The sequence below is a fragment of the Streptomyces sp. 2323.1 genome, from assembly GCF_900221035.1.
Classification (GTDB): domain Bacteria; phylum Actinomycetota; class Actinomycetes; order Streptomycetales; family Streptomycetaceae; genus Streptomyces; species Streptomyces sioyaensis.
The window spans coordinates 3,913,179-3,926,720 of the sequence record NZ_LT907981.1; the positions used below are offsets into that span (position 1 = coordinate 3,913,179).

Here is a 13,542-nt window from a genome sequence, read left to right on the forward strand (position 1 = left end):
CCCGTCGGCACTCGACGCACCGACGAGCCGCCGCCTCGCGGCACATTCCAATCTCGACATGTCGAACATAGAAGCTCCACCTTTGACATGTCAACAGTGGAAGGTAAAGTCAGGACCATGAGCCTGAAACATGCCGTGCTGGGCCTGCTGGCCGAATCCCCGGCGAGCGGCTACGACCTGATGAAGCTGTTCAACGTGTCGCTCTCGAATGTCTGGCCGGCCACACAGAGTCAGGTGTACGGCGAGCTCACCAAGCTCACGACCGCCGGTCTCGTCGAGGTCGCCGCCCACGGCCCCCGCGGCCGCAAGGAGTACGCGATCACCGATGACGGCCTGGCGGAGCTGCGCCACTGGCTCATCGAGGTCGAGCCCACGGGACAGCAGCGCCATGACGGCCTGCTGCGCACCTTCTTCCTCGGCATCGTCACGCCGCTGGAGGCGCAGACGTACCTCCTGCATCAGGCCGAGCGCGCCGCGCGCACCCGCGCCGAGCTGGAGCACCTCGAAGAGACCGCCCAGTGGGACGAGGAAATGATTTCGGTCTACGGACGGATCGCGCTGGAGTACGGCCTGCGGATGTCGGCGACCCAGGAGGAGTGGGCGCGATGGGCGGCCGAAGAAGTGAACAGCGCAAAGGCGAGAAAAGCGAGCGAACTTGCGCGGCGGCAGCACGAGGAAGCCGGTCCGCAGGCGGAGAGCCGACCGCAGGAGTAAGGCCGACCCCGCGAGGAAAGCCGGCCACCCGACGAAGCCCGGCCCGAAGGGACTGACGCACAACGGCCGTCCGCCGGACCCGACGGCCGCCGTGCCGCCGGGCCACCTGGCCGCCGCCCCGGTGGTCCACCCGCCCCCATCCCGTCCGACTCGCAATTCAGATGCCGCCGGACACGCCGCGCGGCACCCTGGAGGCATGGACAGCCAGCGCTCCGTGCGCCTCTCGAAGTACCTGGCGAAGCATCTGCGCCATGCACCGGAACGGATCGGCATCACCCTCGACGCCCAGGGCTGGGTGCCCGTGGACGCGCTCATGACGGCGGCCGCACAGCATGGATTCCGGTTCTCCCGGGCGGAGTTGGAGCAGGTGGTCGCCGGCAACGACAAGCAGCGCTACGCCATCGAGGGCGACCGGATCCGTGCGAACCAGGGCCACTCCGTGCGGATCGAGCTCGATCTGGCGCCGGCCGTACCGCCCGACCGGCTCTTCCACGGCACGGTGGGCCGCCGGCTGGCCGCCATCCGGGCCGAGGGACTGCGGCCGATGTCGCGGCACGCCGTCCATCTCTCGCCCGACCGGGAGACCGCGACCCGAGTGGGCGCGCGGCGCGGCAGGCCCGTGGTGCTGACCGTCGATGCGGCCGCGATGCACCGGGCGGGCCATGTTTTCCAGGTCAGCGCCAACGGCGTGTGGCTCACCGACCGGGTACCGGCCGCGTACCTCCGCTTCCCGGACTGAGCCCCCGGTGGAGCCGGGAGGCTCCCACCGCCACCCGGGGCCGAAGCCCACACACCCATAAGCCCGCCCCCGTAAGCCCGCACCCCCGTGATCCCGCCACCCCGCCCCAGCTCAGAGCCCCGGCGCCCCCCACACCGGAAACCACCGCGACAGGTCCTGCTCGATCGTCAGATCGTTCCCGAGCATCGCCCGCACCTGCAGTTCGAGCGGGTTGTCGCGCTTCTCGCCGGCGCCCGGCTTGGGGGCGAAGGGGTAGAACGTGCCGCGCTTGTAGAGGTAGACCAGCGCCAGCGGCCGCTGCCGTTCATCGCGGAAGCCGATCAGCGAACACAGCAGCTGCGGGCCGAAACCCGCCTCCTCCAGCGAGGTGTTGACCGCGTGCAGGTCATTGACCAGGCCCGCCACGTCCTCCGCCGGATGCCGCGCGAGCAGCCACGAGTAGCCGTACGCGTCCTGGGAGAACTCCACCGAGCCGTCCAGCAGGGACCGTGCGTCCTCCTGGATGCGCGAGAACGCCCCGCCCTCGACGCTCGCGAAACACACCGACCCCAGGCCGGTGGGCTCAAATCCGGCCGCGGCCTGGAGCGTCACCGCCGCGGACGGCAGCGCGAAGAGCTGGTCGAGGTCGGGTCGTACCGGCTTGCTGCGGCCGAGGAGGGCGTCCAGAAATCCCATGCGCGAGGTACTCCTTACTCGTTACGGGCGGCATCGTGCGTCACGGCCGTCCCAGCTCCGTCGCGATCCGGCCCAGCTGGTCCAGCCGCTGTTCCAGCGTCGGGTGCGAGGACAGCAGCCGGCTGAAGCTCTCCTTGTTGAACGCCGGGGCGAAGTAGAAGGCGTTGAACGGCTGCGCCTTGCGCAGGTCTTCGGTCGGGATCCGCGCGATCTGGCCGGTGACCTTGGTCAGCGCGGCGGCCAGCGCCGACGGGCGGCCGGTCAGCAGTGCGGCGGCCCGGTCGGCGGACAGCTCGCGGTAACGGGACAGCAGCCGGGTCAGCAGGAAGCTGATCGCGTAGACGGCCACGCTGACGGCGGTGACGATGAGCACCGCGATGGCCGCGTTCTGGTCACGGTTGTTGCGGCCGACCCCGCTCCACAGGGCGGCGCGGGTGATGATCCCGGCCAGCACGCCGAGGAACGAGGCGATGGTCATCACCGCGACATCGCGGTGCGCGACATGCGAGAGCTCATGGGCCAGCACGCCCTCCAGCTCCTCCGGCTCCAGCCGCCGGAGCAGCCCGGTCGTGGCGCAGACCATCGAATTCTTCTGGTTGCGGCCGGTGGCGAACGCGTTCGGCACATCCGACTCGGCGATCGCGACCCGGGGCTTGGGCATATCGGCCAGCGCACACAGCCGGTCGACGGCGCCATGCAGTTCGGGCGCCTGCTCCGGCGTGACCTCACGGGCCCCCATACTGAACGCCGCGATCCGGTCGCTGTACCAGAACTGCGCGACGAACAGGGCACCGGCGATCAGCAACACCACCACCCAGGCGCCCTTGAGCAGCACCACCAGCACGCCGACGACCACCACGTACAGCAGTCCGATGAAGAACATCGTCGTGACCATGCGTGAGGTCAGCCCGCGGTCCGGGGCGAATCGGGTCTGTGCCATGGCTCCTCCACACGCCGCATTTCGCGCAGTGGGCCGACCCGCTCGCGCGCCGTCTTCGCACCGCGCGCCGCGTACCGCACTGCGCCGCTGCCCCGATTCTCCCTCTTCGCAGCTATATGCGGAGTAAAGCCCGGGCCAGGAGACCACCGGGCGCGTCGGAGCGGCCCGTCCCCGTACGCCGAGGGGCGGGCCGGCTCCAATAGAGGCCCCGTCTGCCGGCCGCCCCAGCTCCCCGTCTACCGGGCCGGCCCCAGCTGCGCCAGCCCCTCCGTGGCGATCCGCTCGAAGACCGCGGGATCGGCCTCGAAGACCGAATCGGCGATCGGCCAGTGCAGGACCAGCTCGTCGATGCCCAGCTCGGCATGGCGTCCGGCGAAGTCGACGAAGGCGTCCACGGAGTCCAGCGGGCGGTCCGGGGTGAAGCCGGTCAGCATGATCTTCCGCAGCTCGGCGAGGTCCCGGCCCTGGTCGGCGCAGGCCTTCCCGAGCCGTTCGAGCTGCCCGCGGATCGCCTCGCGCGACTCGTCGGGCGTACCGCCCCCGTTGGAGACCTTGGGATCGCCCGTCGTCACCCAGGCCTGGCCGTACCGGGCCGCCAGCTTCAGCCCGCGCGGCCCGGTGGCCGCCACCGCGAACGGCAGCCGCGGCCGCTGCACACAGCCGGGGATGTTGCGCACCTCGTGCGCGGAGTAGTGCTCGCCCCGGTAGGAGACGACGTCCTGGGTCAGCATCCGGTCCAGCAGCCCGACGAACTCGGCGAAACGGTCGGCCCGTTCCCGCGGCTCCCAGGGGTCCTGGCCCAGTGCGGTGGCGTCGAAGCCGTTGCCGCCGGCGCCGATGCCCAGGGTGATCCGGCCGCCGCTGATGTCGTCCAGGGAGATCAGTTCCTTGGCGAGGGTGACCGGGTGCCGGAAGTTCGGCGAGGTGACGAGGGTGCCCAGGCGCAGCCGGGAGGTGGCGGCCGCGGCCGCGGTCAGCGTCGGCAGGGCGCCGAACCAGGCCTGGTCGCGGAAGCTCCGCCACGAGAGGTGGTCATAGGTGTACGCGGCGTGGAAACCCAGTTCCTCGGCGCGCTGCCACACCTCCCGCCCGCCTTCGGACCAACGGCGGACAGGGAGTATCACGGTGCTCAGTCGCATGCCCCCGAGCGTACGGCCGTCCGGAGGCGGCGGACCATCCGCTGCGGCGGCGGTGCGGTCCTCTACGGCGCCCCACGGCGGCCGACACCGGGGCTCATGCGCGCAACCCACCGCACTCCTGTGCACGGCAGTACGGGAAGATGGCCCCGTGACTGATGCCTCCGCCACGCCATCCCGGGGCCTCGATACGGCCGTTGCGCCCCGGCTGATCGCCACCGACCTCGACGGCACGCTGCTGCACGACGACAAGACGGTCTCCGACCGGACGATCGCCGCGCTCGCCGCCGCGGAGCGGGCCGGCATCGAGGTGTTCTTCGTCACCGGCCGCCCGGCCCGCTGGATGGGCGTGGTCAGCGACCATGTGCACGGACACGGCCTGGCGATCTGCGCGAACGGCGCGGCCGTCGTCGATCTGCACCGCGGCGGCCGGATCGTCGAGGTCAGCCCCCTGGAGCGGACCGTCGCGCTGGCCGTCGTGGAGGCACTGCGCGGCGCCGCGCCCGGTACCTCGTTCGCGGTCGAACGCACCGGCGGCATCCACTACGAGCCGCAGTACCCGCCCCTCCTCCTGGACCCGGCCGCGGTCGTCGCACCGGCGGAGAAGCTGCTCGCCGAGGACTTCGTCACCCCGCTGGGCCCGGATACGTCCCTGCCGGACGACCCGGCCGGTGCCCCCGAAGCCCCCGCCTTCCCGGACCAGCCGGTGATCAAGCTGCTCGCGCACCACCCCGAGCTGGACCCCGACGCCTTTCTCGCGCTGGCCCGTACGGTCGCGGGCGGGCTCGCCTCCTTCACCCGGTCCAGCCCGACCGCCCTCCTGGAGATCAGCGGGTCCGGCGTCAGCAAGGCGGGCACCCTCGCCCACTGCTGTGCGGAGCGCGGCATCGCGCCGGAGGAGGTCGTCGCCTTCGGGGACATGCCGAACGACATAGAGATGCTGACCTGGGCCGGCACCGCGTACGCGATGGCCAACGCCCACCCGGATGTGCTGGCCGCCACGATGCACCGCACCGCGTCCAACAACGACGACGGCGTCGCGGTCGTCATCGAGCGGATCCTCCAGGCCAGCCACCGGCAGCGCTGAGCGCACCCCGCGCCGCCTCACAGCGGCGCCTCCCACCGCACCGTCGTCCCCGTGCCGTCCTTGCCCACCCCCGGCCCGTAGGTGCTGCACCCGCCCAGCGACTCCGCACGCTTGGCGAGGTTCTTCAGGCCGCTGCGGCGGCCGCTGTCCGGGATGCCGATGCCGTCGTCGGCGACGGTCAGCCGGACGCCGTCGGTGCCGTCCGGCAGCCTGATCGTGGCGTCGACGACGACCTCGATCCGGGAAGCCTCGGCGTGCCGGAAGGCGTTCGACAGCGCCTCGCGCAGCGCGGCGATCAGGTTCTTGCCGGTCAGCTCGCCGACCCGGGAGTCGACCGGCCCGACGAAGCTGGCCGAGGGCTGGAAGCCGAGCGGTACGGCGGCGGTGCCGATCTCGCGCAGGACCCGGGTCCGCAGCCCCGACGGTGCCTCGGCCGGGCCCTGCTGCAGGGCGAAGATCGCGGTACGGATCTCCTGGATCGTGACGTCCAGCTCGTCGACCGCCTTGCCGACGCCCAGCGCCACGTCCGGCACGATCGTTCTGCGCTGGGCGCTCTCCAGGATCATGCCGGTCGCAAACAGCCGTTGGATGACGAGGTCGTGCAGGTCACGGGCGATCCGGTCGCGGTCCTCGTAGACGGCCAGCCGCTCGCGGTCGCGCTGGGCGTCGGCCAGCACCAGCGCCAGCGCGGCCTGCGCCGCGAACTGGGTGGCCAGCGTCCGCTCGGCGGCGGTGAACGGGCGGGCGCCGCGGCTCCGCGGGGTCGCGAGGGTGCCGAGCACCCGTCCGCCGCTCTTGAGCGGCAGCATCATGCTGGGGCCGAAGCGCTGCGCGATGTCCGTGACCATGCGCGGGTCGCTGGCCGAGTCCTCCACGAACACCGGTTCCCCGGTGAGGAGTTGCTCGACCACCGGGCTGTCGTTCGGGATCTGCGTCCCCATGATCCCTGCGGGGTCGTCCGCCGATACCGCGACGATCTCCAGCCCGCCTTCGTCATCGGGCAGCAGCACGATGCCGGCCGCCGAGTCCGCCAGCTTCCGGGCCTGCTCGGCGACCACCGCAAGGGCATCGTCGACATCGCTGCCGGCGAGGAGTTCGGTGGTCACGGCCACGGAACCGTCGATCCACCGTTCCCGCTGCCGGGTTGCCGCATGCAGCCGGGCATTGCCGATCGCGATACCGGCCTCGGTCGCCAGCACCCGCACCATGTGCAGGTCCTCCTCGCTGAACTCCGCGCCGCCGCGCTTCTCGGTCAGATAGAGGTTGCCGAAGACCTCGCCCTGCACCCGGATCGGCACCCCGAGGAACGTGCGCATCGACGGGTGCCCGGGCGGGAACCCGGCCGAGCGGGCGTCCTCGGTGAGGTTGCCCAGGCGCAGCGGCCGGGGATCGTGGATGAGCGCGCCGAGCAGACCCTTGTGGCCGTCGGGCAGTTTGCCGATCTGCTCGTGCTGCTGCGTGGTCACGCCGTACGTGACGAAGTCCGAGAGCCCCGTGCGGGTCTCGTCGATGATCCCGATTGCGGCATAGCGGGCGTCGGCGAGCTCGGCGGCGGTCGCCACGATCCGCTCGAGGGTGACATGCAGATCGAGCCCCGCCCCGACCGTCCGCATCGCCTCCAGCAGCTGCGGCACCCGCGCGGTCAGCTCGGGTGACAGTCCCTGCAGGCTGCGCGTGGCCTCGGTGGCGGCGTCCATGGGGTCGGGGGCCGCACCCGTGCCACCGACCCCGAGGTCCCCCGGGTCCGGGAGTGGTGGTTCTGCCGTGGCTGCCATGCCATGAGCCTAATAACGGCTGTTTTCCGAGGAAAGTCCACGTATGGGATGAACTCCGCGGACCGTGTCCTATGCCACCGGCTGTGCCGCCCCGTACGCCGCCTCCACGGCCCGTTCGCGCTCCCGCATCCGCCGGAACGGGCCCTCGGCCGCGGCCAGCTCGGCCGGGCTCCCGCGCTGCACGATCCGCCCGCCGTCCAGCACCAGCACCTCGTCGACCGCGTCGAGACCGGTGAGCCGATGGGTGATCAACACCGTCGTACGGCCCTCGGTCGCCGCCAGCAGATCGGCGGTCAGCGCGTCGGCAGTGGCCAGATCAAGGTGCTCGGCGGGCTCGTCCAGGACGAGCACCGGGAAGTCCGCGAGCAGCGCACGCGCCAGGGCCAGCCGCTGCCGCTGGCCGCCGGACAGCCGGGCACCGTGCTCACCGACCATGGTGTCCAGACCGTCGGGCAGCCCCCGCACCCAGTCCGCGAGCCGCGCCCGGCCGAGCGCGTCCCACAGGTCCTGGTCGGCGCCGTCCGGGGTCTCGCGGTCCCGGCGGGCGAGCCGGAGGTTCTCCCGCAACGAGCTGTCGAAGAGGTGCGCGTCCTGCGCACACAGCCCCACCAGCCGCCGGACCGCATCGCCATCGGCCTCCCGGGCCCCGGTGCCGGCCAGTGTGTACGTCCCCGACTCCTGGTCCAGGAAGCGCAGCAGCACCTGCGCCAGCGTGGTCTTGCCGGAGCCGGACGCGCCGACGACGGCGAGCCGCTGCCCGGCCCGCAAGGTGAAGCCGACCCCGTCCAGCGCCGGCCGGTCCTGGCCCGGATGGCGCGCGGTCAGATCCCGTACCACCAGCGGAAAGGGCGTCGCGGGAGCGGCGGCCGGGGAGGCCGGCTCGCGCACCGGCGCCGGGGCGTCCAGCACATCGAAGACCCGCTCGGCGGCGTGCCGGGTGCGCCGGCGGTACTGCACCGCGAGCGGCAGCCCCGTGACCGCCTCGAACGCGGCGAGCGGGGTGAGCACGACGACCGCCAGCAGCACCCCGTCCAGCCGGCCCGCGTGCACCGCCTGGACGCCGGCGACCGCCGCCGCGGCGGTGGTCAGCCCGCACAGCAGCGCCGACAGCCCGGCGCCGGTCCCGGCCACGGCGGCCGAGCGGGAGGCGAGCGCGGTCAGGTCCCGGTCCGCGCGCCGCACCGCTTCCGTACGGGCCGTGAGCGCGCCGGCCACCGTCAGCTCGGCGGTGCCGGTGAGCACCTCGACGACCCGGGTGGCGAGCCGCCCCCGCGCCGGCGCCAGCTGACGCTCCGCCCGCCGGGCCAGGGCACCCGAGAGCACCGGTACGCCCACCCCCGCGAGCAGCAGCCCGGCGGCGAGGATCGCCCCCGCCTCGGGCAGCAGCCATCCGGTGAAGCCGACCGTGCCCGCGCCGACCAGCACCGCCGCCCCTACCGGCAGCAGCCAGCGCAGGAAGTAGTCCTGCACCGCATCGACGTCGGCCACCAGCCGCGACAGCAGATCACCGCGGCGGCGGCCCGAGAGCCCGGCCGGCGCCAGCCGCTCCAGCCGCTGGAAGACGGCGACGCGTACGTCGGCGAGCATCCGGAACACCGCGTCATGGGCGACCAGCCGCTCGGCGTACCGGAAGACCGCCCGCCCGATGCCGAACGCCCGGGTCGCGGTCACCGCCACCAGCAGATACAGCACCGGCGGCTGCTGTGCCGCGCGCGAGATCAGCCAGCCGGAGGTCGCCATCAGGCCCACCGCACTGCCCAGCGCGAGGCTCCCCAGCAGCAGCGCCAGCCCCAGCCGTGCCCGGCGGGCGCGGGCCGTCCCACGCAGCCGGGCGAGCGCCGCACCGCGGGCGGGGCCGGGGGTGGTGCCCGCCGTCTCCTCCACCGCGGCCTCGGTGGCGTCCGGGTCCCGGGGAGCGGGGATCACCGCCGCTTCCGGGCGCACCGCCGCTTCCGTTCCGGCGCCGGTGCGCGGCCCCGCCTCCCCGGCGCCGGCCGGCTCCGCGCCCGCTGCCGGTGCCGCCGGGTCCGGCAGCCGCACCACCCGGTCCGCCACCGCCAGCAGCGCCGGCCGGTGGACGACGAGCAGGACCGTACGGCCGGCCGCGAGCCGGCGGACCGCGGCCACGATCGCCTCCTCGGTCGCGCCGTCCAGATTCGCGGTGGGCTCGTCCAGCAGCAGGATCGGGCGGTCGGCGAGGAAGGCGCGGGCGAGCGCGAGACGCTGACGCTGTCCGGCGGAGAGCCCGGCACCGGACTCGCCGAGCCGGGTCGCCATCCCGTCCGGGAGCGCGTCGACGAAGTCCAGCGCATCCGCGTCGGCCAGGGCGGTGCGCACCGCGGCGTCATCCGCGTCCGGCCGCGCCAGCCGTACGTTCTCGGCGATGCTGCCGGCGAACAGATGCGGCTGCTGCGGCACCCAGGCGATCCGCTGCCGCCAGCTCTCGGGGTCCAGGGACGTGATGTCCCGTCCGTCGACGAGGGCCCGGCCCGCGGCCGGTTCGGTGAAGCCGAGCAGCACGCTCAGCAGCGTGGACTTACCGGCGCCGGAGGGCCCGACCAGCGCGACGGTCTCGCCGGGCCGGACCTCGAACGAGGTCGCGGGGAGCGAGGCGGCGCTCCGCCCGGGGTGCCGGACGACCAGGTTCTCGACGGCCAGCGCGGTGCCCCCGGGCGCGGGTGCGGTGCCGGGCACCGGCAGCGGCGTCTCCAGGACCGCGAAGATCTCTTCCGCGGCCGCCAGCCCCTCGGCCGCGGCGTGGTACTGCGCGCCGACCTGCCGCAGCGGCAGATACGCCTCGGGGGCCAGGACCAGCACCATCAGGCCGGTGTAGAGGTCGAGTTCGCCCTTCACCAGGCGCATGCCGATGCCGACCGCGACCAGCGCGACGGAGATGGTGGCGAGGAGTTCGAGGGCGAAGGAGGAGAGAAAGGCGATCCGCAGCGTGCGCAGCGTCGCCCGGCGGTAAGCACCGGTGATGGCCCGGATGGAGGCGGCCTGGGCCTTGGCCCGGCCGAAGACCTTGAGGGTGGGCAGCCCCTCCACGACGTCCAGGAAGTGACCCGACAGCCGGGCGAGCAGCCGCCACTGGCGGTCCATCCGCGACTGGGTGGCCCAGCCGATCAGGACCATGAACAGCGGGATCAGCGGCAGGGTGAGCACGATGGTGAGTGCCGAGATCCAGTCGCCGGTGACGATCCGCGCGAGCACCGCCACCGGGACCACGACCGCCAGCCCCAGCTGCGGCAGATAGCGCGCGAAGTAGTCGTCCAGGGCGTCGATACCGCGGGTGGCGAGGGTGGTGAGTTCACCGGTGCGCCAGTCGGCACCGCGCGACGCTCCCTCGGACGCGGTGGCCGGGCCGGGGGCACCTCCCCGCGGTAGCTGGGGGAGGGTGGGGCCCAGCCGCGCGGCCCGCTCGACCAGCCGCATCCGCAGCTCGGACTTGACCGCCGCACCGGCGCGGTGGGCGGCCAACTCGGTGAGCCAGGAGACCAGTCCGCGTCCGACCGAGACCGCGGCGAGCAGGACCAGCGGTGTGGTCAGGCCGCCGGGACCGAGACCGTGCTGGAAGGCGCCGACCACGATCTCGGCGATCAGCATCGCCTGGCCGACGACCAGGCCCGCTCCGGCAAGCCCGAGCACCACCACCGCGATGAGGAAGCCACGGGTGGCGCGGGCGTAACGAAGCAGGCGCGGGTCGACGGGTTTCACGTGAAACATTCCCTCCTGCCGAGGCCGCCCCGAGGGGCGGCTGCTCGGCTAGTGGGCATCGGCGAGGTGCTGGGTGCCGATGCGCTTGCGGAAGACCCAGTACGTCCACCCCTGGTAGAGCATCACGAGGGGCGCGGCGAACCCGGCGCCCCAGGTCATGATCTTCAGGGTGTACGGGCTGGACGAGGCATTGCTGACCGTGAGGCTCCAGCTCTCGTTCAGCGTGGACGGCATGACGTTCGGGAAGAGCGTCAGGAACAGCATCGAGACCGCGGCCACGATCGTGACGCCGGAGAACACGAAGGCCCAGCCCTCGCGCCCCAGCCGGTTGGCTCCCAGCGCCGCGACCAGCGCGAGCACCGCGACCGCCAGGACGACCAGGCTGGTGCTGTCGCCCTTGTCGGCCTGCGTCCAGCCCAGGAAACCGGTCACCAGCACCGCGGCGGTCAGCCCGACGACGGTCGCCGTCCGGCGCGCCCGCTCCCGGATGTCGCCGACGGTCTTGAGCGAAGCGAACACCGCACCGTGGAAGGTGAACAGCGTCAGCGTGACCAGACCGCCGAGGAGCGCGTAGGGCTGGAAGAGGTCGAGCAGACTGCCGACGTACTCCTTGTGGGCATTGATCTTCACGCCGTGCACGATGTTGCCGAAGATGACGCCCCACAGCACCGCGGGCAGCAGCGAGGTCCAGAAGATCGCGTGCTCCCAGTTGCGCTGCCAGCGCTCCTCGGGCCGCTTGACGCGGTACTCGAAGGCGACACCGCGCAGGATCAGACAGACGAGGATCAGCAGCACCGGCAGATAGAACCCGGAGAACAGGGTGGCGTACCAGTCGGGGAAGGCCGCGAAGGTCCCGCCGGCCGCGCTGAGCAGCCAGACCTCGTTGCCGTCCCAGACCGGCCCGATGGTGTTGATCAGTACGCGCCGCTCGCGCCGGTCGCGGGCGAGGAGCTTGGTGAGGACGCCGATCCCGAAGTCGAACCCTTCGAGGAAGAAGTACCCGACCCAGAGGAAGGCGATGAGGACGAACCAGACGTCGTGGAGTTGCACGGTCGCCTCCTAGTACGAGAAGGCCATCGGCCGGTCGGCGTCCGTGCTGTCGCCGCCGATCCTGGTGGGCGGATTGAGGTCGGAGTCGGTGAGCTCCTGCGGGCCTGCCTTGACGTACTTCACCAGCAGCTTGACCTCGACCACGGCGAGGATCGCGTACAGCGTGGTGAAGACGATCATCGAGGTGAGCACTTCGCCCTGCGAGACGCCGGGGGACACCGCGTCCGAGGTGCGCAGCACGCCGTAGACGACCCACGGCTGGCGGCCCATCTCGGTGAATATCCAGCCCCACGAGTTCGCGATCAGCGGGAAGCCGAGGGTGACGAAGGCGAGCGACCAGTACGCCCTGCTCAGCCGGGCACCGAGCTCCTTGTTCTTGGTGAGCGCGAGACGTGGTGGTTCCTCGTCCCCCGTCCGCAGCCCCGGCGCGAGCCAGAACTTCTTACGGGTGAGCCAGAGGCCGGCGAGCCCGATGGCGAACGACGACATCCCGAAGCCGATCATCCAGCGGAAGCCCCAGTAGGCGACCGGGATGTTGGGCCGGTAGTCACCGGGCCCGAACTTCTGCTGCTCGGACTTGTTGACGTCGTTGATGCCGGGGACCGGCGAAGTGAAGTCGCTGTGCGCGAGGAAGGAGAGCAGACCGGGGATCTCGATGGCGACGTCGTTGTGGCCCTTCTCGACATCGCCGTAGGCGAAGACCGAGAACGGCGCCGGCTCCTCCTTGTCCCACAGCGCCTCGGCGGCGGCCATCTTCATCGGCTGCTGCTGGAACATGACCTTGCCGAGCGAATCACCGCTGATCGCGGTGAGGACGCCGGCGATGACCAGGGTGACCAGGCCGAGCCGCAGCGAGGTGCGCATGACCTTGATGTGCTTCTTGCGCATCAGATGGAAGGCGGAGATGCCGACCATGAACGCGGCGCCGGTCAGGAAGGCCGCGGTCAGCGTGTGGAAGGCCACGACCAGAGTGGTGTCCTGGGTCAGCACCTTCCAGAAGTCGGTCAGCTCGGCGCGTCCGGTGACGGCGTTGTACTTGTAGCCGACCGGGTGCTGCATCCAGGAGTTCGCCGCCAGGATGAAGTACGCCGACAGGATCGTGCCGATCGAGACCATCCACATGCAGAAGCAGTGGATCTTCTTCGGCAGCTTGTCCCAGCCGAAGATCCACAGACCGATGAATGTGGACTCGAAGAAGAAGGCGATCAGCGCCTCGAAGGCCAGCGGGGCACCGAAGACGTCCCCGACGAACCGCGAGTAGTCGGACCAGTTCATCCCGAACTGGAATTCCTGGACGATGCCGGTGACCACACCCATCGCGATGTTGATCAGGAACAGCTTGCCCCAGAACTTCGTGGCCTTGAGGTACTGCTGCTTGCCCGTGCGTACCCATGCGGTCTCCAGTCCGGCCACCAGAGCGGCGAGGGAGATCGTCAGGGGGACGAACAGGAAGTGGTAGACGGTCGTGATGCCGAATTGCCATCGCGCCAGAGTCTCCGGCGCCAGCGCCAGTTCCACGCCGCTTCCTCCTTACGTCGCCGTTGCACAGCGCAGGTGCCCCTTTTGCACCAGATAAAGCGGCACATAAAAGGCGCGCTTGTGAACGCGTTCACATTCACAAGCATTATCTCCTACCGGCCTTCCGCCTTACCTATGGGGGGTGCGTGACAGCGGTCACGCCCGAATCCATGGTGCGCCGGGCAGAAAAATTC

Annotated in this window: 10 protein-coding genes; 3 read left to right on the forward strand and 7 right to left on the reverse strand. The window is 71.6% G+C overall.

All coding sequences use genetic code 11. From position 1 onward, the window contains the following. Positions 1 to 117: 117 nt before the first annotated feature. Both CPH93_RS16605 and CPH93_RS16610 read left to right on the forward strand, forming a co-directional pair. Entirely contained in the window at positions 118 to 714 is a 597-nt protein-coding gene (locus CPH93_RS16605; RefSeq protein WP_096213317.1) for a PadR family transcriptional regulator, read from the forward strand. A 196-nt stretch (positions 715 to 910) separates the two neighbouring features. Continuing rightward, positions 911 to 1,453, forward strand: a complete 543-nt coding sequence (locus CPH93_RS16610) for an RNA 2'-phosphotransferase (RefSeq protein WP_096213318.1) — start codon at positions 911 to 913, stop codon at positions 1,451 to 1,453. Positions 1,454 to 1,564: 111 nt separating this feature from the next. Here the strand turns inward: CPH93_RS16610 and pspAB are convergent, their stop codons facing one another. From pspAB to CPH93_RS16625, 3 genes are all read right to left on the reverse strand, one after another. After that, the gene (gene pspAB, locus CPH93_RS16615) at positions 1,565 to 2,128 is read right to left on the reverse strand and encodes a PspA-associated protein PspAB (protein ID WP_093484213.1); all 564 of its coding nucleotides are present in this window, start codon (positions 2,126 to 2,128) and stop codon (positions 1,565 to 1,567) included. A 40-nt stretch (positions 2,129 to 2,168) separates the two neighbouring features. Further along, the gene (gene htpX, locus CPH93_RS16620; RefSeq protein WP_093484212.1) at positions 2,169 to 3,068 is read right to left on the reverse strand and encodes a zinc metalloprotease HtpX; all 900 of its coding nucleotides are present in this window, start codon (positions 3,066 to 3,068) and stop codon (positions 2,169 to 2,171) included. Between the two features lie 236 nt (positions 3,069 to 3,304). Then, positions 3,305 to 4,207: an LLM class flavin-dependent oxidoreductase gene (locus CPH93_RS16625; RefSeq protein WP_093484211.1), complete on the reverse strand. Its 903-nt coding sequence runs from the start codon at positions 4,205 to 4,207 to the stop codon at positions 3,305 to 3,307. A 148-nt stretch (positions 4,208 to 4,355) separates the two neighbouring features. Between CPH93_RS16625 and CPH93_RS16630 the strand changes: the two genes are divergently transcribed. Continuing rightward, on the forward strand, positions 4,356 to 5,291 hold the full coding sequence (locus CPH93_RS16630; RefSeq protein WP_093484210.1) for an HAD hydrolase family protein: 936 nt from the start codon (positions 4,356 to 4,358) through the stop codon (positions 5,289 to 5,291). 17 nt (positions 5,292 to 5,308) lie between these two features. Here the strand turns inward: CPH93_RS16630 and CPH93_RS16635 are convergent, their stop codons facing one another. The 4 genes from CPH93_RS16635 to CPH93_RS16650 all read right to left on the reverse strand — a co-directional run bounded on the left by CPH93_RS16635 (position 5,309) and on the right by CPH93_RS16650 (position 13,348). Then, positions 5,309 to 6,988: a sensor histidine kinase gene (locus tag CPH93_RS16635; RefSeq protein WP_093484209.1), complete on the reverse strand. Its 1,680-nt coding sequence runs from the start codon at positions 6,986 to 6,988 to the stop codon at positions 5,309 to 5,311. A 147-nt stretch (positions 6,989 to 7,135) separates the two neighbouring features. Then, positions 7,136 to 10,789: a thiol reductant ABC exporter subunit CydD gene (gene cydD / locus CPH93_RS16640; RefSeq protein WP_096213319.1), complete on the reverse strand. Its 3,654-nt coding sequence runs from the start codon at positions 10,787 to 10,789 to the stop codon at positions 7,136 to 7,138. A gap of 39 nt (positions 10,790 to 10,828) precedes the next feature. Beyond that, on the reverse strand, positions 10,829 to 11,830 hold the full coding sequence (cydB, locus tag CPH93_RS16645) for a cytochrome d ubiquinol oxidase subunit II (protein ID WP_096213320.1): 1,002 nt from the start codon (positions 11,828 to 11,830) through the stop codon (positions 10,829 to 10,831). 9 nt (positions 11,831 to 11,839) lie between these two features. After that, positions 11,840 to 13,348, reverse strand: coding sequence for a cytochrome ubiquinol oxidase subunit I (locus CPH93_RS16650; RefSeq protein WP_096213321.1), 1,509 nt, complete (start codon positions 13,346 to 13,348; stop codon positions 11,840 to 11,842). Between the last annotated feature and the right edge of the window lie 194 nt (positions 13,349 to 13,542).

Coding starts and splice junctions, on each gene's coding strand:
- htpX (WP_093484212.1), bottom strand. CDS start 3,068: ATGGCACAGACCCGATTCGCCCCGGACCGCGGGCTGACCTCACGCATG.
- CPH93_RS16605 (WP_096213317.1), top strand. CDS start 118: ATGAGCCTGAAACATGCCGTGCTGGGCCTGCTGGCCGAATCCCCGGCG.
- CPH93_RS16635 (WP_093484209.1), bottom strand. CDS start 6,988: ATGGACGCCGCCACCGAGGCCACGCGCAGCCTGCAGGGACTGTCACCC.
- CPH93_RS16610 (WP_096213318.1), top strand. CDS start 911: ATGGACAGCCAGCGCTCCGTGCGCCTCTCGAAGTACCTGGCGAAGCAT.
- cydD (WP_096213319.1), bottom strand. CDS start 10,789: ATGTTTCACGTGAAACCCGTCGACCCGCGCCTGCTTCGTTACGCCCGC.
- pspAB (WP_093484213.1), bottom strand. CDS start 2,128: ATGGGATTTCTGGACGCCCTCCTCGGCCGCAGCAAGCCGGTACGACCC.
- CPH93_RS16625 (WP_093484211.1), bottom strand. CDS start 4,207: ATGCGACTGAGCACCGTGATACTCCCTGTCCGCCGTTGGTCCGAAGGC.